Genomic DNA, 20,124 nt, shown 5'->3' on the forward strand with positions numbered 1-20,124 from the left:
AATTAGAGATAGAACTAGAAAGAGCTACAAAATTTTTTAATCTTCACCCTCGCAATTCTGTATCTCTGTAAAATTAATCATGACTTTACCAAACTTTCTTGAAAATACCAGTTTGAACATTGTCGTCAGGAGATGTTTGTAATGTGAGAATTTCTCTACCACTGTTAACAATAGTGCCAGACTGAGAAAAGTTGCGAACTACTCCCTCAGTTGAAGTAGTCGCGTCGTTTAACTCAATAGTACAATCTGGGTTGACTGTGTAAGTACCTGAGATATTAGTTTTGGTGAAAGTGCCGCTAACATTGGTAATACCTTTTCCACTGTAATTGCCCTTGCCGTCGAAGTTACGCACATTTGTTGCACCAAAAGGGACATAACTACCTTCTGTAGGCAATCGAAAGCCAGAGCCTTGTACTCCATACAAACCTTTCAAAGCTGCGTTTGTACAACTAAACTTATCCTTTTGTGCTTTGACAACTTTCTTGAAAATACCAGTTTGAACATTGTCGTCAGGAGATGTTTGTAATGTGATAATTTCTCTACCCCTGCCAACAATAGTGCCAAATTGAACTGCGTCTCGAACTATTCCATTAGTTGAAGTAGTCGAGCTGCTTAACTCAACAGTACAATTCGGATTGACAGTGTAAGTACCTGAGATATTAATTTTGGAGAAAGCACCGCTAATATTGGTAATACCTGTTCCACTGTAATTCCCCTTGCCGTCGAAGTTACGCACATTTGTTGCACCAAAAGGGATATAGTTCCCTTTTGCAGTCAATCGAAAACCGACAATTTGTACTCCATACAAGTCTTTCAAAATTGCGTTTGTGCAACTAAACTTATTTTCTGCCTTTACATTAGCGTTTAGTCCTACAACTCCCAAAGTGAAAGTAATGAAGAACAAAGCAATGATAAAAATCCGTTTTATCACTAAGGAATTAAGTTGCTTTTGTAATGATATATTATGATGTATCTGTTTATTCATACAAATTGGTAGACGAACCGTTTTGATTGTAACGACGAGCAATTTTTATGATTGTATCTGATCGATAACCTGTAAACAGTATTACTTCTTTTATCAGTTTTCCCTTTGCTAACCCTTTGTAATTTCCTTGCTTCTAAATAGTTGAGCAGATGGTATAAGTTCACAAAGATAACGTAACAACAAGTTGAGCAGGGGAGCAGGGGAGGCAAGGTAAGTAAGGTGTATCAAAATTTTCGCGAAATAGTTTCCTTTACACGGTATTTGACCTCAACGCCAATTTTACCACTGCCCGATTGCGATCGCTAAAAAGTGGACGCTTGACGCCATTGGATCATGGCACGAGTGTGAACGCTAAGGCAAACACATCATTGCATTCTAAGCAGTGGCAGCAGGCGATCGCACCTTTCGTCAAGCCTCCACAGTTAATCCACTAATCCCATATTTCCATAAAAGTATCGCGCTTTGTCCTGGCTTGTAAATCAACTTTTGAACTCGTAAACTAACTTTTGCGACTCGTAAACTAACTTTTATGACTCGTAAACTAGCTTTTGCGACTCGTAAACTAGCTTTTGCGACTCGTAAACTAATTTTTGAACTCGTAAACTAGCTTTTGCGACTTGTAAACTAGCTTTTGCGACTCGTAAACTAACTTTTGAACTGGTAAACCTGTTATTGTCAACAAATTTCAGTAAATTTACCCCTATTTCTCCTGTTTGCTAAATTTTTTTAAATAAAAAACGCAAATATACGCATTGAACCCAGTTTTTCAGCATTTATATACGTATATTTACGATAAAAGGAGAAACTATTCTAACTTTAATGCACTAAAGCGATCGCACGTTTCGTCAACGCTTCAGCAGTTAATCCATTAAACGCCATCAACTCGCCAGCACTGCCTCGTACAAGTACGTCCTATTGGTAGAAAAAAATTGTGCGATCGCGCGTGATAAATTAATGTGATAATTGCAATATATTTACTCTAAAGCAATAGGGCAATCGCTTTTAGAAGTACCTCAGCATTATCTCCATTAATCTGTTGTGCTAGATTGTTTAGTCTCTCATAAACTTCTGGTGATAAATCTAAGTTTATTTTAATTCGTTGATTTTTTCCTTGTGCAATTATCTCTATTTTATTTAATATTTTTAAGGTGAAATCCAGTTTTCCAACTGTAAATTAGAAATGCGGCTGTAGTGACGAGTATTGTTTGTTACTAAAGTGTAATTGTCTGCAAGTGCAACACTAGCAATTAGTAAATCAAATTCAGCAATTGTTTGTCCTATTTTACGGAGTTCTGCCTTTAATTCACCATACTTTTTGAGAGCCGGGTCAGTTAAAGGTACAACGGGTAAGTTTTGAATAAATTCTTCTGCACGATTTAAATTTTCCACTACTCGTTGAGAGTTATAAGCACCAAAATACAACTCAGCAACCGTGATACTGCAAATGCAAATTTGCTCCCATCCTATTTCTCTAACTTTAGTTCTGACTGAATTAATATCTTTAATCCAATAAATGCAAGTATCAGTATCAAGTAAATAAGTCATAGACTAATGTCATTGTTAGAAATAGTACGGCTATCATAAATATCTTTGACTATTTCCTCAGCAGTACGTTCATCTTCCCAAGGACCAAGCCTTTCCATAAACGTGTCTAGTGGATGCGGTTTTGCCTGCTGCTCAGATGAGAGAATGATTTCATTGACTATCAATTGATTTGCTTCTGGAACTCCTAATTTTTTGGTTTCCTCTTTAGCTATAACCATGATTTGCATCAAGGTTATAGCCTGACGCAAAACATCACTTTTGCTTGTGCCTATTTTATTTGCTAATTCGTCTAATATCTGATTAAGTTCAGGTGACAAATCTAAGTTTAAGCGAACCATCTTTTGAGTGTTAGTCATGGTTCCATCCTTGTGTAAAATCTTAAGTACATTATAGTTGGTTGAGGCTGTGAGGTTGATGGCGATGATTCAAGAACTTGATAGGGTTATTTGGTATATTTTAATATAAAGATCAAACACTATCGACTTCCAATAATCTCTGGATTAAAATTTCCAAATGGATTATGAAAAAAAGCACTACTAAACATCTTCTTAAGCTTAACTTGTGCATTAATTAAGCGGACTCGAAGAGTCTCGATATTGTTGACCCCAAGAGGACGTAATAATTGTTGGGCATATCTTATACGCTGTGCTTCTAATAAATATCTTGGTGCCTGCTCCATATACAGTGTACTCATTGGACTCCACCAATTAATCCAGTCAAGTATTTCTTCCTCTTGACATACTGCTCGCAGAAACAAAAAACAATCAGCATCCATGAATTGCTGAATTGGGACAACTTTTCCAAGCTCTCCATTTGTATGACGCTCATTCAAAATATCTGCATAAACTGATATCCTTTGGAGTTGTAGGCGGTTTTTACGAGTCTCTAACAATTCAACATACTGAGACACATAAGTAAATGGCACTATACCTGGTTTACGGTCGTATGAACCTATATGAGGATTCTCAATGTAAATATATTCTTGAAGGAGATCAGCGATTAGTTCCCAACGACCATATCGAATGAGAAATGAGAAAAATACCACAAAAAGTTCATGACCTATAAATTTATAAAAATCAAAATCAATATCTTTATAGCTACCGAAGAAAGTACGCGGCACATTGTAACGTTCTAGAATAAGTTCAAACTGTTTGTATATTTCACTAGCAACATCAGAATTATTCATAGTTGCTATTACTTCTGCAATCTGAGCAAATTGTATAACTAGGTCTGTTGTTTGCTCAATTGACTGCATTAGCAACTCATCAGCGATACCTCCTGCTGTAAAATCTGGCTTGAGTACATTAAGTTCATCCCTTAACCATGTCATGAACCGACGAACTAGAGGTACTTGATTTGGCTGAGAATTTTCAATTGCAATTCTCGCCTGTTCGCTTATGGCTAGTGGTTGAATAACTTCCCCAGGAGTTTGTACATTAAGTCCTTCTAAAATACTCTGAAGTGCTGCTGTTAATGTTCCTTCGAGCTTCTTTCGCTCTGTAGCACGATCCTCACTCTCTTGAGGCATACGGTAGGTGACGACTCGTCTCATCCGCAGATCAAATGGCAGTTCTTCTGGTTTACCAAAAGCTGAATTCATCACCATGATGATGTTGTCCCATCCAAGAGTTTTAATTGCATATCCAAGTTCAATCAAGACGTTAGGGTTTGGAGTGGGACGAGGCGAAGTATTTTGGTTAATAATCGAGATATCACACACAAAAACCTGAGCTTGTTCAATTTTGCCAAAGATTGTATGAGCAATATCAGGGGAGCCAGGTACACCAATTGTGTCACGGTCTATAACTGGCTCTACTTCTATAGAATTATCATTGCGGATAGATTTGGCAGCATCCTCAAGAGCTTTTTCAATAAATCCACGATTCGTAGCGTTCGGCAAGTCTGACTGCCAAGAATAGAATATTTTGCAGTGCATAATTTAGTGTGTATATTAATCCTCACCCAGGAAAACACTTAGATGGGGGTATCACACTACATTATATCTATACTAAATTTAATGCACTAACGCGATCGCACCTTTCGTCAAGCCTCCATAGTGAATCCATTAAACGCCATGTTTTCCACAAAAAAATCGCGTTTCATCCTGGCTCGTGAATCAAGTTTTGAACTCGTAAACTAGCTTTTGTGACTTTAAAAGCAGCTTTTGCGACTTGAAAACTAGCTTTTGTGACTCGAAAAGCAGCTTTTGCGACTTGAAAACTAGCTTTTGCGACTTAAAAAGCAGCTTTTGCGACTTGAAAACTAGCTTTTGTGACTCGAAAAGCAGCTTTTGCGACTTGAAAACCTATTAATGTTAAAGAATTTCAGCAAATATAACCACATTTATTTTATAAACTAATCTCAATGCCTTAGAAGTTATCATAAAAAAACGCAAATATACGCATTAAACCAATTTTTCAGTATTTCCATACGTATATTTGCGACAAAATAAAAGACGATCGCAGCTTTAATGGACTAATGCGATCGCACGTTTTGTCAACGCTTCAGCAGTCAATCCATTAAACGCCATCAACTCGCCAGCACTCGCTGTAGTTTCGCCACGCTTCCAAGCAAAAGTGTCGCGTTTTACTGTACTTCGTAACAAAATTGGTTCGAGTACCGCCGCTGCACCACCTGTCACAGCAATTAACGCATCCCCATCAAATAATTCGGCAAATTTCGCATCATCCAAGAAACCGCCTTCAGGTTCAGAACAGGTATCCCAGGCGGTATCATCGCTACGGTACAATTGCCGAGGATTAATTACAGTAACTATTTTTACGCCAATACCTTCAGTTTCCAAGAAAGCAGCAGCTTCAAATACTGGCATTAATGTCATATCGCCAATTACAGCAAATACAACTTGTTTATCGCCAGCAACTTCATGTAATAGTACTGCACCATCGCGTAACCCTTGACGAGTTTGTTCTAAAGTTGTGCGAATTTGCAATGGCGTTTTACTTGCAGTAATTACAATTCCCTTATTTTTAGTTTTCAGTGCCCAGTCATAACAGACTTGAATACTGTTAGCATCGGGGGGAAATAATGGAAAAACATTTCCATTTCGCATCAGCGAAGCAAAGTAAGCTTCAATTTCAGGACGTTGGTGAGTCCAACCGTTGCGTCCTTGCTCTAATGCACCAGCTGTGAATAAAGTAATAGTCGAGGGTGTAGGACGGCGTAATTCTGCCATTGCTTGAATCACAGTTTGCCAAATTGGTAATCCGTTGATGGCAAAAGATTCGTAGGAACACCACAAAGTTCTCGCACCCATCAACGCCAAACCCGCAGCTAAACCGGCACAAGCATCTTCACTCAATGGTTCATAAACTTGTCCGTTTGGTGCTTGGTAATATAAATCGTCGGTTGTGGGGTGGATAATCTTTAATGCTTGGTTGATGTTAGCAATTCCAGATGCTTCATTACCATCGGCGTTGGTGACAAGGAAATTTTGATCTTTATTTCCAACTATTCCTACCAATCGTCCCATCGCAGTTGTGGAAACTTTGGGTTCGCCACCGACTGCATATTCTTCTAAAGGTAATTCGTCTAATTCTGGCAATGGTAATTCAAATTCTGTTACCACAGTTTTTGCTGCTGGGCCACCACCAGCACGTTCTGCATTTGTTCTAACTAATTGCCAAGCTTCCGCAGACAAAGCACGGGTTTGCAATGCACTAATAATATGCGGCGCATCCAACGTATCTTTAGGATAGAGGTTGTGAGATTTTGCACCCCGCGCGTGGACTCCTGCACCTTTGAGTTGTTTAATGATGAAGACAGTAAGTTTACCACCAAGGGCCGATCGCGCTGCTTTATCTACACCAGAAAGTACGGCGTGAGTAAATTCTAGCCGCTTCTCAAACGAAAAGGCAGTGCTATCAACGTAATCCCCTGGCTGGTTTTGATCGTCAAAGTCTTTGGCATCAACTAACACAACTTCATCAAAACCGTTACCTTGCCAATATGCTTGCATCTCTGGGTTGGTTTTTAAAGAAACCATGCTGTGATGTTCTTGGCTGTAACCGTTCCACACCAATATTGGTAAAAAGTTGGTGACAGTAGGATAAGCAGTATGAAAATGAGCGATCGCACTTACAATATAAGGCTCACCCAATCCCCCATCCCCAACTGTAAAGGGGAATAATTTATCTTTGTGTAACAGTGCAGCCGCCATTGCAAAGTGTTGCCCTTGTCCCAAAGGCCCCGCAGGTGCAAGAATACCGGGAATGAAACCAGAAAGATGTCCTAATAATCCGTGCTTTTCTCGGAAGCGATCGCGCAATTGTTGGACTGTAAAAATTCCCATGTCCTCTAGCGAACGATCCAAGAACATCGCACTATAAAATCCGGGGGCGTGGTGTCCGACTTCGGTAATAATGTTCTTGTATCCCAGCATGACAAGAGATGCATAAGCTTCTGCTTGGCTAGCGAATCCGCCGGGATGCCCAGAAGCCTTACTACCAGTAACTTGCAAAGTCAGGTAGCGGAGGGCATCGGCAGCCAGTAAAGTTTGATATACTGCTGCTTTGTCTGTGGGTGATGCGATCGCTATTTTGCCCGACTCAATAGCAGGAGTTGCACCATAAGTTTCAAAATCTGGTAAAACTTCACCAAAATATTGAATTCCTTCAGAAAAATTGGGAAGTGCTGAAGATGGCTTTGGGTAGATTGCAGTCATGCTGAGTACCTTTTGACGATGAGATGAAATTGTAGATGCTCGTTGAATTTAACAAAAATTTTACATCTTCGAGGTTGTAACAGTTTATTGCTTTTTTACAACCTTAGAATAAGTACTTTAAATAGTGGGACTTAGGCAAAAAACACCGATAAAATGACCTCAAACGTATATCTCAAAGGGTTTTGACATTGTTTTGCTTGGTTTGTTAATATATCTGGGTTTCAGGCGTTTTCGGACATTTGGTGTATTTCCCTTACCCCGCAAGGGTTTGAGGTTTATTTATTCCTCAAAAATGTTTAAGTCCCGTTAGATGGAAGTTCTTTTATAATCCGCTTATCTTGAAGATTTGGAATTACTAGCTTACCCGTTTCAGTAACATCCTGAAAATAAAATATCTTTAAACGACGTATCAAAAGGTAAAAGCGCTAAGAAACCTTTGCGTCTTAGCGCCTTTGCGTGAGATATTCTTCTAACTTCCTACACCATCTCAGACGAAGCCTGCACCATCTGCTGCGGCTGCGGCTGGAACATAAACAACGAGTAAACAACGTCTCGGCGAATGTTAACCATCATATCCAAGAACAATTCATATCCCTCGCTCTTATACTCAATCAGCGGATCTTTTTGCCCATAACCACGTAATCCTACCGATTCGCGCAAGGCATCCATTTGTTGCAGGTGTTCCCGCCACAGAGTATCAATGCGTTGCAAAATAAAGAAACGTTCCGCTTGGCGCATCAGTCCGGGTTGAACTTGGTCAATCTGCGCTTCTTTGAGGTCGTAAGCAATTCGCACTTGTTCGTGCAAGAAGACTTTAATCTCGCTGACGGTGATATCTTCTAATTGACTCGCTTGCAAATCCGCTAGCAGATAGACGAATTCTTTGACTTTCTCAACCAACTTTTCTAACTCCCACTCTTCTGAGGGCAAGTCTATATTGATGTAGAAGTCAACGATGTCATCCATCGTTTTTTCAGCGTATTTAATCACCTGTTCTTTCAAATCTTGACCTTCTAGGACTCGGCGGCGTTCAGCATAAATAGCACGACGTTGATTATTCATCACCTCGTCATACTCAAACACCTGTTTGCGAATGTCGTAGTAGTAGGTTTCAACTTTTTTCTGCGCGCCTTCCAAACTGCGGGTAAGCATCCCAGATTCGATGGGCATATCTTCTTCGACTTGGAAAGCATTCATTAATCCAGCAACGCGATCGCCACCAAAAATCCGCAGTAAGTTATCTTCTAAACTCAGGAAGAATCTTGTGGAACCAGGGTCGCCTTGTCGTCCGGCACGTCCGCGCAACTGATTGTCAATCCGGCGCGATTCGTGGCGTTCTGTACCAATGACGTGCAAACCACCGAGTCCTACTACTTCATTATGCTCTCGGTCGGTAAATTGTTCGTATTCCTGCTTAATTTGCTTATAAGCTGACCGCAATTTCTGAATCACAGGGTCATCAATGGGAGCTTTTTCTGCGGCTATAGCTACCTTGTCTTCAGCTTCCAGTTCCGGTAAACTGCGATCGCCATACTCACGTACGGCAATTTCTACTGCATCTTTGAGTAGTTTTTCGGTTTCTTTTGTCAACTGGGTCGGGAAGATTTCTGGCGAAGCCCGCCAAGTTTTGACTTTCTTACCAGGGACAAAGCCTTGACCACCGCCATGTCCTGTAGGCAAGCCGGCTGCTCTTTGCACGCCAAAGGCATCTTCATCTTCTGGCATGACGATCCGGGGCATAAAGTATTCCCGCAGCTTTAGACGTGCCATATATTCGGAGTTACCACCCAGGATGATGTCTGTACCTCTACCAGCCATGTTAGTAGCAATAGTTACAGCACCTTTTCTTCCCGCTTGGGCGACGATTTCCGCCTCACGTTCGACGTTTTCTGGTCGAGCGTTGAGTAATTCGTGGGGAATTTCTAACTGCTTCAGTAGCCGACTGAGAAGTTCGGATTTTTCTACACTAGTGGTTCCTACTAATACAGGTCTGCCTAGTTCATGCATTTCGGCACATTCTCTAGCGATCGCTCCCCACTTGCCTGCTTCTGTCTTGAACACCATATCAGACAAATCTTCGCGTCTGCGATCGCGGTTGGTGGGAATTACCGCAACTTCCAATTTGTAAATTTTTTCAAATTCCGGTTCTTCCGTTTTTGCTGTTCCTGTCATTCCGCCCAGTTTTGGATACAGTAAAAACAGATTTTGATAAGTAATTGTTGCTAGAGTTTGAGTTTCTGGCTGAATTTCTACGTGTTCTTTGGCTTCAATGGCTTGGTGTAGTCCATCACTCCAACGCCGTCCGGGTAGTACCCGTCCAGTAAATTCATCCACAATTACCACTTCCCCATTACGGACGATGTAATTTACATCCTTGAGGAAAAGTTCTTTGGCTTTAATTGCATTGAAAATGAAGTGGGCCCAAGGATCTTCTGGATCAAATAAATCTGTGACTCCCAAAAGATTTTCTGATTCAGCAAACCCTTGATCTGTCAATAGTACGTTACGAGCTTTTTCATCGACATCATAATGCTCGTCTTTTTTTAGTGTGAATGCTATTTCAGCAGCTTGCAGATATTTTTCTGTTGGTCTTTCCACCTGCCCGGAAATAATTAGCGGTGTCCGTGCCTCATCAATTAAAATCGAGTCTACTTCGTCAATCACGCAATAATTGAACGGGCGTTGCACCACATCTACCATTGATGTCGCCATGTTATCCCGCAGGTAGTCAAATCCTACTTCGCTGTTGGTGACATAAGTAATATCACACTCGTAGTTTTTCTGACGTTCGCTAGGAGTCATGCTTGACTGAATTAGCCCCACAGTCAACCCCAAGAACCGATGCACCTGTCCCATCCATTCTGCGTCCCGACGAGCCAAGTAATCGTTGACGGTAACAACGTGTACACCTTTGCCAGTAAGGGCATTTAAGTAACTCGGCAAGGTAGCGACTAGTGTTTTACCTTCGCCGGTTTTCATTTCGGCAATCTGCCCCACGTGCAAAATGATACCGCCAAGAAGTTGGACATCAAAGTGCCGCAAGCCTAAGACTCGCCGTCCTGCTTCCCGAACAACGGCATAAGCTTCTGGCAATATGTCATCTAGGGTTTCGCCTTTAGCGAGCCGTTGTTTAAATTCAACGGTTTTGCCTTTTAACTCATCATCAGAAAGAACCTTAATTTCTTCCTCTAAAAGGTTAATTTCAGTAACAGAAGGTTGGTATTTTTTAAGCTTACGAGCGTTGGGGTCGCCCAACAAAAGTTTTAGCATGGCAGGTTATAGAACTGAATCAAAGGGGATGGAAATTAAAGGGTAGGCATTGATTATAAACATTTAACCCAGCCCAAACGTCTTGGTTGTGGATGGGTATGAAATGAGAATTACCTCAAAAGCAGGATAAAAACTAGCCAATCATTTAATAAACTGATTGGTTTTAACCTTATCTTATATTTACTCTTTCTTCATAGTATCATTTTGCCCCCAGATGAGGCCAGAGAAGGAGCAGGGGGAGACAGGGAAGATGGGGGAGACAAGGGTGAATATTTTACCTTGTCCTCCCTGTCCCCCTTGTCCCCCTCATCTTCGCCACCTTAATTCGAGTTCTTCCACTCTAGTGTCAGGCGGCGGAAATTGTAATCACTAGCACTGGGATGACAGCTGACACAACTGCCAATCTGGACAGGACGTGGTAACTTAACTCCTGGATGCAAAGCTTTGAAATAACGCGAATTGTTGACGCGATATGGTGTTTCTTCATCATCTAGCTGCACACGGGAGAAAGTCGAAAGATATTTCCACACCAAAATGCGTGGCGGATCGATTAAAGGCTGGAGTTGTGTCCCGTAGTGCTGCGAGTCTTGCAGGATATTTTTCCAAGTTTGGGTAGGTAAAACGGCTGGTGGTATGGCAATGTGACATCTGGAGCAGTTTTCTAAATAGAGTTCTTGCCCCAGTTGGTATTGTGCGGGTACTATGTCAACAGTGCCAATTTCAGCGGGGGGAGTAGCACTTTGGGCGTTAGTTGCCAAGGCTAGAAGCCAGCCCATAGCTAAACTCCACGTTACAATAACCAAAAGTAAACCGAAAAATTGGCGTTTGAATTCACGTTCGGCGCTTTGCTGTAATGGTTGGCGATCGCGGATTTTGCGCTTAACAAAAATTGACATTCCTCACATTCCCAAATATTTAAAAGTGGCGCTTGTGCTAATCATAAGACTTACGCAGTATTGACAGTGTTTCAAATCTTGTGTAAGTAGTTTTGTCAAGCAACACATTTTTCATATCGACAACAGTAATATAAATATCTATTCAGCGCACCAGTAACTATGTAAGGAAAAATGTTCTATTAGTTTTAACCTGACTCCTTAGAGAAATCAGCCATAATATCTCGGATTTCATTTGCACCAATATCTTCTCGGTCAGATTTGGAATAAATCGTTAATAGCAAAATACTTGTAGGTGACTCAACTTGATAAATCAATCGGTATCCAGCACTCTTACCTTTTTGGATACTACTGTTACGAACTCTCATTTTATAAACAACATACTCCTCACCAATGCCCGCGTGCGATCGCCGATAAAATTCCCTTGTTGTAATTGCTCGATAATCAGTTGAACATCAAAGCGGATATTGCGAAATCTTTTTGATAGTCTGTAAAGTTCTTGCTCAAACTCATCGGAAAATCGAATTAAAACTGCCTGATAGTTTAGATGAATTGATACGCAGTGTGCAAACTGACGCAGAATGAACCGGAGTAAAAGCGCAAAAAATATTTTCCCCAACAAGAAACGCAGTTACCGCCACCTTGGATAGCTGTTTTTTAGCTCATTGAAGTCACTTTGCATTAAGGAATAGAAACCGATCGCAATAATCGCTCAATAACAGTTCTTGAATTGCGTCCTCCTCTAGGAATAAGGCGATGGCAAAGAACATGAGGGACAAGAAATTTCACATCATCGGGAATAGCATAATCACGCCCTAATAGAAAAGCTAGCGCTTGCGCTGCCCGTTGTAATGCTAATGTGCCGCGCGGACTGACACCAAGGGCGATTTCCTCATCTTGACGTGTTGCCCGTACCAATTCGAGGATGTACTGTTGCAAGGAAGTTGCCACTTTTACTTGAGAGCAGAGGTAACGTAATTCCTGTACTTCTGCCAAGGTAATACAAGGCTGCAAATTAGCAACTTTTACACCATTTTGGAGATTTTGCAGCATCAAGAGTTCTTCTGTCTCAGAAGGATAGCCCAAACTTAGCGACAACATAAACCGATCCATTTGCGCTTCTGGCAGAGGAAAAGTACCTTGATACTCGATAGGGTTTTGAGTGGCAATGACAAAAAAAGGCTGGGGAACTGCACGAGAGACACCATCAACTGTTACCTGATGTTCTTCCATAACTTCCAATAAAGCTGACTGAGTGCGGGGTGTGGCGCGGTTAATTTCATCAGCTAATAGCACATTGGTAAAGACTGGCCCAGGCAGAAAACTAAATTCACCGCTTTTTGGATTCCAAATGTTAGTACCAGTAATATCAGTTGGCAGTAAATCGGGAGTGCATTGTAGCCGTTGAAACTTGCCATCCAATGAACGAGCTAAGGATTTAGCGAGCAAGGTTTTACCAACACCAGGCACATCTTCTAAAAGAGCATGACCACCACCTAACAAGGCGACTAGCACTAAGCGTATTGCCTCAGCTTTGCCAACGATGGTAAGAGCCAGATTTTGTGTTAAAGCGTCGATTTTTTCTCTCATGCGTTGTGGGGATTGGGGAAGCAGGGGACAAGGGGACAAGGGGACAAGGGGGACAAGGGAGACAAGGGGGAATTATTGAACAAGTCTTTCCCAAGTCTCCCCCCTCTTCCTTGTCTACCTTGTCTCTTCTTCATGCCCTGTTTGGCCAATGTCCTATCTATTGTTCCCACTAAGCACTCAAAACTTCTCTAGCAACAACACAGTCAAGTTGAATTTGTGTTTTCAGAGCTTCGAGAGAAGGAAATTTTTGTTCAGGGCGCAAAAATTTAACTAGCTGCACAACTAGTTTTTTGCCATACAAATCACCTGACCAATCGAATAAATGTACTTCCGCAGATGAATAAGTACCGTTTATTGTTGGACGATTACCGATATTCATGACGCCCAAGTTCTCACTAGGAGCAGTATTAGATGTTTCATCGAGAGTGAAAACACGGACAGCGTAGACTCCTTGGCGGGGCAAAAACTTTTCTTTTGGTAGTTGGAGGTTAGCGGTGGGAAAGCCAATTGTTCTGCCCAATTGTTGACCTTGAACGACATCACCAAGGAGGGTGTAGGGGCGTCCTAGTAATAGATTTGCGTTTTCGATGTCTCCCTGCTCAAGGGTTTGGCGGATCAATGAAGTGCTAATGCGGGCATCTTGAGTCGGAGTAGTACTGACGCAACTGGTTTCGGTGGATGAATCACCTGTATAAGTTTGTAAGGGAACGATGGTAACGGGAATATTGTGCTTGGCGGCGAGTAATTGCAAATCTTGAGCAGTACCACTGCGCTTTTCGCCAAAACAAAAATCCTGCCCAATGCTAATTTGCTGGCATCGCAGTTGTTGCACGAGAATTTTTTCGACAAATTCTTCGGGGGTCAACGCAGACAATTCTTTATCAAAGGGTAGTAGTACCAGTTGTTCTACCCCAAGCGATCGCAATTGTTGGACTTTTTCATCCAGTGGCGTTAACAAAGTCCGGGGTTGCCCTGTAAAGAACTCCTGTGGATGGGGGTCAAAGGTGACAACTGTTGAGTAGGTATATTCTTGATTTGTCTGTTGATTTTCCTTTGACTGCGGACTACTAGCTACTGACAAATGACCACCAGCGTGCAAGACTGGTTGAATTACCCTTTGATGCCCAAGATGAACACCATCAAACTTGCCAAGGGCAACAGCAGTCGGCGTTAATAACCCTTCGCTCGAAAAAGCAACCCGCACAGAACACCCATTTTGAGACAAATTTAGCACGTGGATTCTGAGATTTTAGGTTTATTTTAGCTATCAGCAGGAAGCTACTCTATGGTAAACCGCCTTAAGGAGGACATTCACCAACTGCCCGTGAGGTCTTGTGCTATCAGCCAAAAGCCTAATCCAAGGGAAGTCGCCCAAGATAGTTTCTTGTGCTATTATCTTGACTGCTAATTACTAAGTCCAGATAACCCCAAATACCAGAGCTAAAAAGGCTCTAGTCCCGTGTTGAGACTTCAACGAGGTTTTAGTGCGATCGTCAGCCGCAATCTTAGGGCGTCTGTGGGTATCTGAGCTGTGTTGGTGAATCTATAAAGTTTATCCTCCTGTTGTCGTCCCAATCCTGTGGTCGGCACTTTGACAACTCTGGGCAGCGCTGTCTCACCGTACAGCCAACAAGTATGCTCTCGCACTGAAAGCTTCTGATCACCAATCTAATCTAAAATCTCCAATTCCTCCGATCGCAATCTTTAGGTAGAAAACTTGCTAATAGGAAAAGATTCTGATAAGACAACTGAGGTCGGAACCTGAAGTACCAATCCTTCCCGTGCCATAATAGCACCAGGAAATTTCGTGGCTGCTTGTTTGCCGACACGATCCAAAAAGTCGTCATCGTGCGCGGGGTCATGGTGGTAAATCACCAGAGTTTTGACGTTAGCGGCTTGTGCCACTTTTACAGCTTCTTGCCAGGTAGAATGTCCCCAGCCAATTTTCGGGGATTTTGGCGAGTAGTATTCCTCGTCTGTGTAGGTAGAATCGTAAACCAGAATGTCAGCATTACGAGCTAGCCACAGCACATTGTCATCGAGTCGATCGGGAAAATGTTCGGTATCAGTGATGTAAGTAGCAGCACCACCACGCCAGTTGACGCGGTATCCTACAGCTTCACCTGGATGGTTTAAAGGTGCTGTTTCTACGGTAAGGTCATCGATATGGATTGGTTGCCCCGGTCGAATATCGTAGAAATTTAAATTGGCTTGCATAATTTGCAAGGGTACGGGAAAGTTCGGGTGCAACATCTGGTCGTTGAGGCGCTGTTCTATGGTAGAACCATCAGGTGCGATCGCGCCGTAAATGTGAAAGTCATTCCCCTTTACAAACCCTGGAGTAAAGAAGGGAAAACCTTGCATGTGATCCCAGTGAGAGTGGGTAAAAAATATGTGAGCTTCTAACGGCATTTGGCGCAACAAAGATTGCCCCAAAACATGTAGTCCCGTGCCAGCATCGAAAACTAAGCGTTTATCGCCCGCTTGCATTGATATGCAAGGGGTATTACCGCCGTAACGAACAGTGTGTGGCCCTGGGCTGGGGATGCTGCCGCGAACGCCCCAAAATTGTACGGTAAATTGATTCTCTATCCTAGACATGAGTGTTGCTTGCTGGACTGAGCGGGCGATAAATGAAAGAATTGTTACTTCTTTTGTCGAAGTTTATGCTGTTTCACCGATTTTGCTAGAGGAAGGATTTCTTGGTAAAACAGCATATCCTGTTTCTGGCTGATTGTGTAAATGTGAATGAAACACGTCAGTTAGAATTTCCTGGATTTTGGAGTGATGTGTATCGGTTATTTCAAGAGTGCCCCTACGTTATAGCCTACATTTTTCGTGATGTATTTGAATAACCTCATTTTTGTCCTGATAAATCAAATGATTCCAGGAAAATTGAATTCCCACTCCGATAATTTCTCTAATCCAGCTGTGTAAGTAAGATTGTATTGTAACGGAGTAATACTGATGTGGTTTTTACGTACAACCTCCACATCTGTAGGTACATTTTGAGGCAGATTTAATCCGCTTAGGGGTTCCACATCCTCAATTACCTCTCCGGTTAACCAGTAGTACGTTTTTCCACGAGGATCGACTCGTTTATTAAACACATCAATGTAACGCCGTATTCCTTGACGGGTGAGAGTAACTCCGGCAATTTCTTCCCATTTGACCGCAGGAATATTGACATTGAGCAACATTAAATCTGGCAGCGGTTTTTGGGCTAAGTGGTCTACGAGAACTGTGGCAAACTTAGCAGCAGGTTGAAAGTCTTTAGATGTGTGACTCATAAGACTCAGCGCTATGCTGGGAATACCTTCAATTAGACCTTCCATTGCCGCAGAAACAGTGCCAGAATACAGAATTTCAGTTCCCAAATTCGCACCTTGATTAATACCAGAGAGAACTAAATCCGGGGGAGTTTCCAGCAAAGCCCACAACGCCAATTTGACACAATCTGAAGGCGTACCATCACAAGCCCAAGCTTTAACAGCAGGATGAAAAATCTCTTCGACAATTTCGGCACGAATCGGTTGGTGTAAAGTTAACCCGTGTCCAGTTGCCGATCGCTCTCGATCTGGGCAAACTACACTCACATCATGACCAGCCTCTGCCAAATAGTTGGCTAGGGTACGAATCCCTAAGGCGGAAATGCCATCATCGTTGCTAATTAGTAATTTCATCGTCATTAGTCATTAGTCATTAGTCATCGATCATTTAGTTATTAGTTATTTGTTATTAGCCATTTGTCAATGTCTGAGGTCACAAACAGCAAAAAAATATTTATACTTACTAGACAGTGTGGCAGAATTTTGCTTACCTTTAGCTCAATCCTAAGTCTGGTTAAGTAAGATGTTAACCGGATTCACGAGCCTGCTGTACTAACCCAATCGTCTATAAGTGATAAACAGAGGTTTGGTTTCAACTCTCACCTTTGGATGATGTTAATGATATGACTGTAGGTTTATTTATCAACCAGTTCATAGCTTTTGACTATAGACTAATGACTAATGACCAATGACTAATAACTAATGACTAGCAATTTAGAAACTCAACTTTTAGCACTGCGGCAAGAAGGAGAAAAAGCGATCGCAGCCGCTGATACCTTAGAACGTCTGGAGGAACTCAGAGTTAACTATCTGGGTAAAAAAGGGGAACTAGGGGCACTGTTGCGAAGTATGGGGCAGATGAGCGCAGAGGAACGACCAAAAATTGGAGCGATCGCCAATACAGTCAAAGAATCCCTGCAAACTAGTCTAGACCAGCAACGTGCTACTTTAGAAGCCGCACAAATTCAACTCCAGCTAGAGGCGGAAACTCTGGATGTAACTATGCCGGGAATTTATAGTCCCCAAGGTCGCATTCATCCCCTCAACGGCATTATCGACCGGGCACTGGATATCTTTGTCGGTATGGGCTACACCGTGGCTCAAGGGCCAGAGATGGAAACAGATTACTATAATTTCGAGGCTCTCAACACTCCGCCTGACCACCCCGCCCGTGATATGCAGGATACCTTCTATCTGCCAGATGGGAATCTTTTACGGACTCATACTTCGTCAGTGCAAATTCGTTACATGGAAAGAGAAGAACCACCGATTCGGGTTGTGGCTCCAGGGCGAGTTTATCGGCGAGATAATGTAGATGCGACTCACTCAGCAGTTTTCCATCAAATAGAACTTTTAGCCATTGACGAGGGACTAACTTTTACAGACCTCAAGGGCACAATTAAAGTATTTTTGCAGACAATATTTGGCGATTTACCAATTCGTTTCCGCGCCAGTTATTTCCCGTTTACTGAACCCTCGGCTGAGGTGGATTTGCAGTGGAATGGGCGCTGGTTGGAGGTGATGGGCTGCGGTATGGTCGATCCAAATGTACTTAAGTCTGTGGGTTATGACCCAGAAGTTTATACAGGGTTTGCTGCTGGTTTTGGTGTAGAACGCTTTGCAATGGTGTTACATCAAATCGATGATATTCGTCGCTTGTATGCTAGTGATTTACGGTTTTTGCAGCAATTTTAGGCATACGTAAAAGTTATGTACTGCAAGCAAGGTAATAATAAATAATGACCTCAGTTTCCAGGTTAGATCAAGTTCTAGAAAGCATCGAAAACTTATCGGTAGATGAACAAGAAACATTAATTGATCTGATAAGTCATCGGTTGGCAGAACGGCGGCGTTCTGAAATTGCTGCTAATATCGCTCAAGCAGAAGTAGAATATCAGACAGGTAAAGTGTTCCGTGGAACTGTTACTCAAATCATAGATGAGTTACGCAAGTGAGAACTGTAGTTCTGGCATCATCGTTTAAACGAGCATTTAAGCGATTGGTAAGACGACAGCCAGAATTACAAGAGCGAATTGAAGAGCGGTTAGCACTACTAACCGCCGATCCATTTGATCCACTGTTGCAGACTCATAAGCTTAAAGGCAAACTGTCTGGAGCTTGAGCGTGTTCAGTAGATCGTGATTGTCGCATTGTCTTTAACTTTGTGCAAAATATAGAATCTGGTGAAGAGGAAATTTTGCTAATTGATATCGGCACTCATGATGAAGTTTACTAAATTGTAGGTGCTGTTTTAGTATTTTCCTACTGACGAATTTTAGATTTAGGATTGAATAATTCAATGACTGCGATCGCTGGCAAACATCTAACGCTTGAGGAATATTTGAAGTATGACGATCGCACGGATAGCCAGTATGAACTGGTAGCAGGTGAGTTAGTTTCCATGCCACCTGAAAGCCCAAAAAATGTTCAGATATCTCTATTTTTGCTGGTAAATTTCCTCAAGTTTGTTCCAGTTAATCGGTTAAGTAACAAAGTTGAAATTGTTGTTGCTGGTTCTCGTGCAACAACTCGCATTCCTGACTTAGTTGTGCTAACGGATGAACTTGCAACGGTCTTAGAAGGTGCAACGCGATCTATAATTACCCTGGATATGCCTCCTCCAGCATTAGTTGTCGAAGTTGTTTCTCCTGGGAAAGCTAACGAAGATCGGGACTATCGCTACAAACGTTCCAAGTATGCCGCCAGGGGAATTGCTGAATATTGGATTGTTGATCCACAAATGAACAGAATCACCCTACTAATATTAGTTGACGGGTTTTATGAAGAAACCAGATTTGTAGGAAATACTGCGATCGCTTCTACTATTTTCCCAGAGTTACAGCTAACAGCAGAGCAAGTACTCAATGCTGGATAAAGGAAGACAGACGAAGTGATTTGAGAGGTGCGATCGCCGTTAAAACTTTCATCATCTCAAACAGTAAAATATAGTCAATAATTCCTACTCAAAATTCATGCCATGAGTTGATGGCCTTTTTACCGCAGGATGCAATAATCGCAGAAGAAAAGCTAACCAAGTATCTGCTTGTGCCGTTGCCCAAAGACGATAAATCTAAATTTCTGGCTAGGGCTGGGTATACACTAGACAATTGGCAACAACTGGAACGGGATCTACGCGCTCAAGTTTTAACGCAACCTGCCGAGGCGATCGAAACAACTCGCTATGGTGAAAAGTATGTCATTCGTGCGTGTCTGCGAGGAATTAATGGCGTTGAACTCAATATCTTAACCATTTGGATGGTTGCACGATACAACCAAATTTATCACCTTAGTGCCAGATCAAGGAGTCAACTCATGAAGGTACAACACCCGCTATTCTCCCAAGTTGCCTTGGTAGAGGATTTACCAGAATACAACCTAAAACGCGGGGATGTTGCAACAATTGTGGAACATTACTCCATGCCTGAAGGGGAAGAGGACGGGTATAGTCTGGAAGGGTTTGATTTGCCCCATGTGACGATCGAAGTACCAGCATCTCAAATTATCCCCATCGCTCAGTGGCAGCAAGAAGAAATGATTTTAGCCAAGTTACGCCAGCTATCTGGAGCGAGGCTGTTACAATTACAAGACTATCTCGATTTTCTCTTGCAAAAACAAGAGTCTGAGCATTAGAGTGCCCCAAACAGGATTTCGCGCGGAATCAACGGTGGTAGGGAGGGCGCTTGAGCAGATGACATATTTTTATCCTCTACTTGACTACTTTATTGTCACTTGGTAGCGGGACTTAAACAAAAATTAAGCCCAAATGTAGCCCAAACTGGCTTTATAGGCTGCAAACAGGTCACGATTTAGGGTCAACCAATCGAAAAATCG

At 42.2% G+C, this 20,124-nt stretch carries 18 protein-coding genes and 1 pseudogene; 6 read left to right on the top strand and 13 right to left on the bottom strand.

Annotated elements, in window-relative coordinates:
* Window positions 1-85: 85 nt before the first annotated feature.
* From V7K56_RS27175 to V7K56_RS27230, 12 genes and pseudogenes are all read right to left on the bottom strand, one after another.
* The gene (locus V7K56_RS27175; protein ID WP_334915465.1) at window positions 86-985 is read right to left on the bottom strand and encodes a hypothetical protein; all 900 of its coding nucleotides are present in this window, start codon (window positions 983-985) and stop codon (window positions 86-88) included.
* 1,143 nt (window positions 986-2,128) lie between these two features.
* On the bottom strand, window positions 2,129-2,530 hold the full coding sequence (locus V7K56_RS27180; RefSeq protein WP_334915468.1) for a type II toxin-antitoxin system VapC family toxin: 402 nt from the start codon (window positions 2,528-2,530) through the stop codon (window positions 2,129-2,131).
* The gene (locus tag V7K56_RS27185; RefSeq protein ID WP_334915470.1) at window positions 2,527-2,886 is read right to left on the bottom strand and encodes a CopG family transcriptional regulator; all 360 of its coding nucleotides are present in this window, start codon (window positions 2,884-2,886) and stop codon (window positions 2,527-2,529) included. The genes V7K56_RS27180 and V7K56_RS27185 overlap by 4 nt, the downstream gene beginning before the upstream one ends.
* A 119-nt stretch (window positions 2,887-3,005) precedes the next feature.
* Window positions 3,006-4,430: a hypothetical protein gene (locus V7K56_RS27190; RefSeq protein ID WP_334915472.1), complete on the bottom strand. Its 1,425-nt coding sequence runs from the start codon at window positions 4,428-4,430 to the stop codon at window positions 3,006-3,008.
* A 567-nt stretch (window positions 4,431-4,997) separates the two neighbouring features.
* Window positions 4,998-7,211, bottom strand: coding sequence for a phosphoketolase (locus tag V7K56_RS27195; RefSeq protein ID WP_334915474.1), 2,214 nt, complete (start codon window positions 7,209-7,211; stop codon window positions 4,998-5,000).
* Window positions 7,212-7,688: 477 nt separating this feature from the next.
* Window positions 7,689-10,481 carry a preprotein translocase subunit SecA gene (gene secA, locus V7K56_RS27200; protein WP_334915476.1) on the bottom strand — a complete coding sequence of 931 codons (2,793 nt, stop codon included), beginning with the start codon at window positions 10,479-10,481 and terminating at the stop codon, window positions 7,689-7,691.
* A 320-nt stretch (window positions 10,482-10,801) separates the two neighbouring features.
* Window positions 10,802-11,377, bottom strand: coding sequence for a cytochrome C (locus tag V7K56_RS27205; protein ID WP_334915478.1), 576 nt, complete (start codon window positions 11,375-11,377; stop codon window positions 10,802-10,804).
* 185 nt (window positions 11,378-11,562) lie between these two features.
* A pseudogene (locus tag V7K56_RS27210) lies at window positions 11,563-11,927 on the bottom strand (type II toxin-antitoxin system RelE/ParE family toxin).
* A gap of 128 nt (window positions 11,928-12,055) precedes the next feature.
* On the bottom strand, window positions 12,056-12,964 hold the full coding sequence (locus tag V7K56_RS27215) for an AAA family ATPase (protein ID WP_334915480.1): 909 nt from the start codon (window positions 12,962-12,964) through the stop codon (window positions 12,056-12,058).
* Window positions 12,965-13,133: 169 nt separating this feature from the next.
* Window positions 13,134-14,198: a bifunctional riboflavin kinase/FAD synthetase gene (locus tag V7K56_RS27220; protein ID WP_334915482.1), complete on the bottom strand. Its 1,065-nt coding sequence runs from the start codon at window positions 14,196-14,198 to the stop codon at window positions 13,134-13,136.
* A 236-nt stretch (window positions 14,199-14,434) separates the two neighbouring features.
* Window positions 14,435-14,611, bottom strand: coding sequence for a hypothetical protein (locus V7K56_RS27225; protein ID WP_334915484.1), 177 nt, complete (start codon window positions 14,609-14,611; stop codon window positions 14,435-14,437).
* A gap of 57 nt (window positions 14,612-14,668) precedes the next feature.
* On the bottom strand, window positions 14,669-15,565 hold the full coding sequence (locus tag V7K56_RS27230; RefSeq protein ID WP_334915486.1) for an MBL fold metallo-hydrolase: 897 nt from the start codon (window positions 15,563-15,565) through the stop codon (window positions 14,669-14,671).
* Here V7K56_RS27230 and V7K56_RS27235 point away from each other — a divergent pair.
* Window positions 15,564-15,698 carry a hypothetical protein gene (locus tag V7K56_RS27235; RefSeq protein ID WP_334915490.1) on the top strand — a complete coding sequence of 45 codons (135 nt, stop codon included), beginning with the start codon at window positions 15,564-15,566 and terminating at the stop codon, window positions 15,696-15,698. The genes V7K56_RS27230 and V7K56_RS27235 overlap by 2 nt on opposite strands.
* A gap of 142 nt (window positions 15,699-15,840) precedes the next feature.
* On the opposite strand, the gene surE is transcribed toward V7K56_RS27235, so the two are convergent.
* Window positions 15,841-16,647 (bottom strand): 5'/3'-nucleotidase SurE, encoded by an 807-nt coding sequence (surE, locus tag V7K56_RS27240; protein ID WP_334915492.1) that lies wholly within the window; start codon window positions 16,645-16,647, stop codon window positions 15,841-15,843.
* A gap of 348 nt (window positions 16,648-16,995) precedes the next feature.
* Here surE and pheS point away from each other — a divergent pair, with 348 nt between their 5' ends.
* From pheS to V7K56_RS27265, 5 genes are all read left to right on the top strand, one after another.
* Window positions 16,996-17,988, top strand: a complete 993-nt coding sequence (gene pheS / locus V7K56_RS27245) for a phenylalanine--tRNA ligase subunit alpha (RefSeq protein WP_334915494.1) — start codon at window positions 16,996-16,998, stop codon at window positions 17,986-17,988.
* Between the two features lie 44 nt (window positions 17,989-18,032).
* Window positions 18,033-18,248: a hypothetical protein gene (locus V7K56_RS27250; RefSeq protein ID WP_334915497.1), complete on the top strand. Its 216-nt coding sequence runs from the start codon at window positions 18,033-18,035 to the stop codon at window positions 18,246-18,248.
* Window positions 18,245-18,415, top strand: a complete 171-nt coding sequence (locus V7K56_RS27255; protein ID WP_012407692.1) for a type II toxin-antitoxin system RelE/ParE family toxin — start codon at window positions 18,245-18,247, stop codon at window positions 18,413-18,415. Before V7K56_RS27250 ends, V7K56_RS27255 begins: the two co-directional genes overlap by 4 nt.
* Window positions 18,416-18,592: 177 nt before the next feature.
* Window positions 18,593-19,168 carry a Uma2 family endonuclease gene (locus V7K56_RS27260; RefSeq protein WP_334915528.1) on the top strand — a complete coding sequence of 192 codons (576 nt, stop codon included), beginning with the start codon at window positions 18,593-18,595 and terminating at the stop codon, window positions 19,166-19,168.
* A gap of 110 nt (window positions 19,169-19,278) precedes the next feature.
* Window positions 19,279-19,923 (top strand): DUF4926 domain-containing protein, encoded by a 645-nt coding sequence (locus tag V7K56_RS27265; protein ID WP_334915501.1) that lies wholly within the window; start codon window positions 19,279-19,281, stop codon window positions 19,921-19,923.
* Window positions 19,924-20,124: the final 201 nt, after the last annotated feature.

It is taken from the genome of Nostoc sp. (assembly GCF_036917535.1).
Lineage (GTDB): Bacteria > Cyanobacteriota > Cyanobacteriia > Cyanobacteriales > Nostocaceae > Nostoc.

Coding starts and splice junctions, on each gene's coding strand:
- V7K56_RS27265 (WP_334915501.1), top strand. CDS start 19,279: ATGGCCTTTTTACCGCAGGATGCAATAATCGCAGAAGAAAAGCTAACC.
- V7K56_RS27250 (WP_334915497.1), top strand. CDS start 18,033: ATGACCTCAGTTTCCAGGTTAGATCAAGTTCTAGAAAGCATCGAAAAC.
- V7K56_RS27205 (WP_334915478.1), bottom strand. CDS start 11,377: ATGTCAATTTTTGTTAAGCGCAAAATCCGCGATCGCCAACCATTACAG.
- surE (WP_334915492.1), bottom strand. CDS start 16,647: ATGAAATTACTAATTAGCAACGATGATGGCATTTCCGCCTTAGGGATT.
- V7K56_RS27230 (WP_334915486.1), bottom strand. CDS start 15,565: ATGTCTAGGATAGAGAATCAATTTACCGTACAATTTTGGGGCGTTCGC.
- pheS (WP_334915494.1), top strand. CDS start 16,996: ATGACTAGCAATTTAGAAACTCAACTTTTAGCACTGCGGCAAGAAGGA.
- V7K56_RS27235 (WP_334915490.1), top strand. CDS start 15,564: ATGAGTGTTGCTTGCTGGACTGAGCGGGCGATAAATGAAAGAATTGTT.
- secA (WP_334915476.1), bottom strand. CDS start 10,481: ATGCTAAAACTTTTGTTGGGCGACCCCAACGCTCGTAAGCTTAAAAAA.
- V7K56_RS27185 (WP_334915470.1), bottom strand. CDS start 2,886: ATGACTAACACTCAAAAGATGGTTCGCTTAAACTTAGATTTGTCACCT.
- V7K56_RS27215 (WP_334915480.1), bottom strand. CDS start 12,964: ATGAGAGAAAAAATCGACGCTTTAACACAAAATCTGGCTCTTACCATC.
- V7K56_RS27260 (WP_334915528.1), top strand. CDS start 18,593: ATGACTGCGATCGCTGGCAAACATCTAACGCTTGAGGAATATTTGAAG.
- V7K56_RS27175 (WP_334915465.1), bottom strand. CDS start 985: ATGAATAAACAGATACATCATAATATATCATTACAAAAGCAACTTAAT.
- V7K56_RS27180 (WP_334915468.1), bottom strand. CDS start 2,530: ATGACTTATTTACTTGATACTGATACTTGCATTTATTGGATTAAAGAT.
- V7K56_RS27195 (WP_334915474.1), bottom strand. CDS start 7,211: ATGACTGCAATCTACCCAAAGCCATCTTCAGCACTTCCCAATTTTTCT.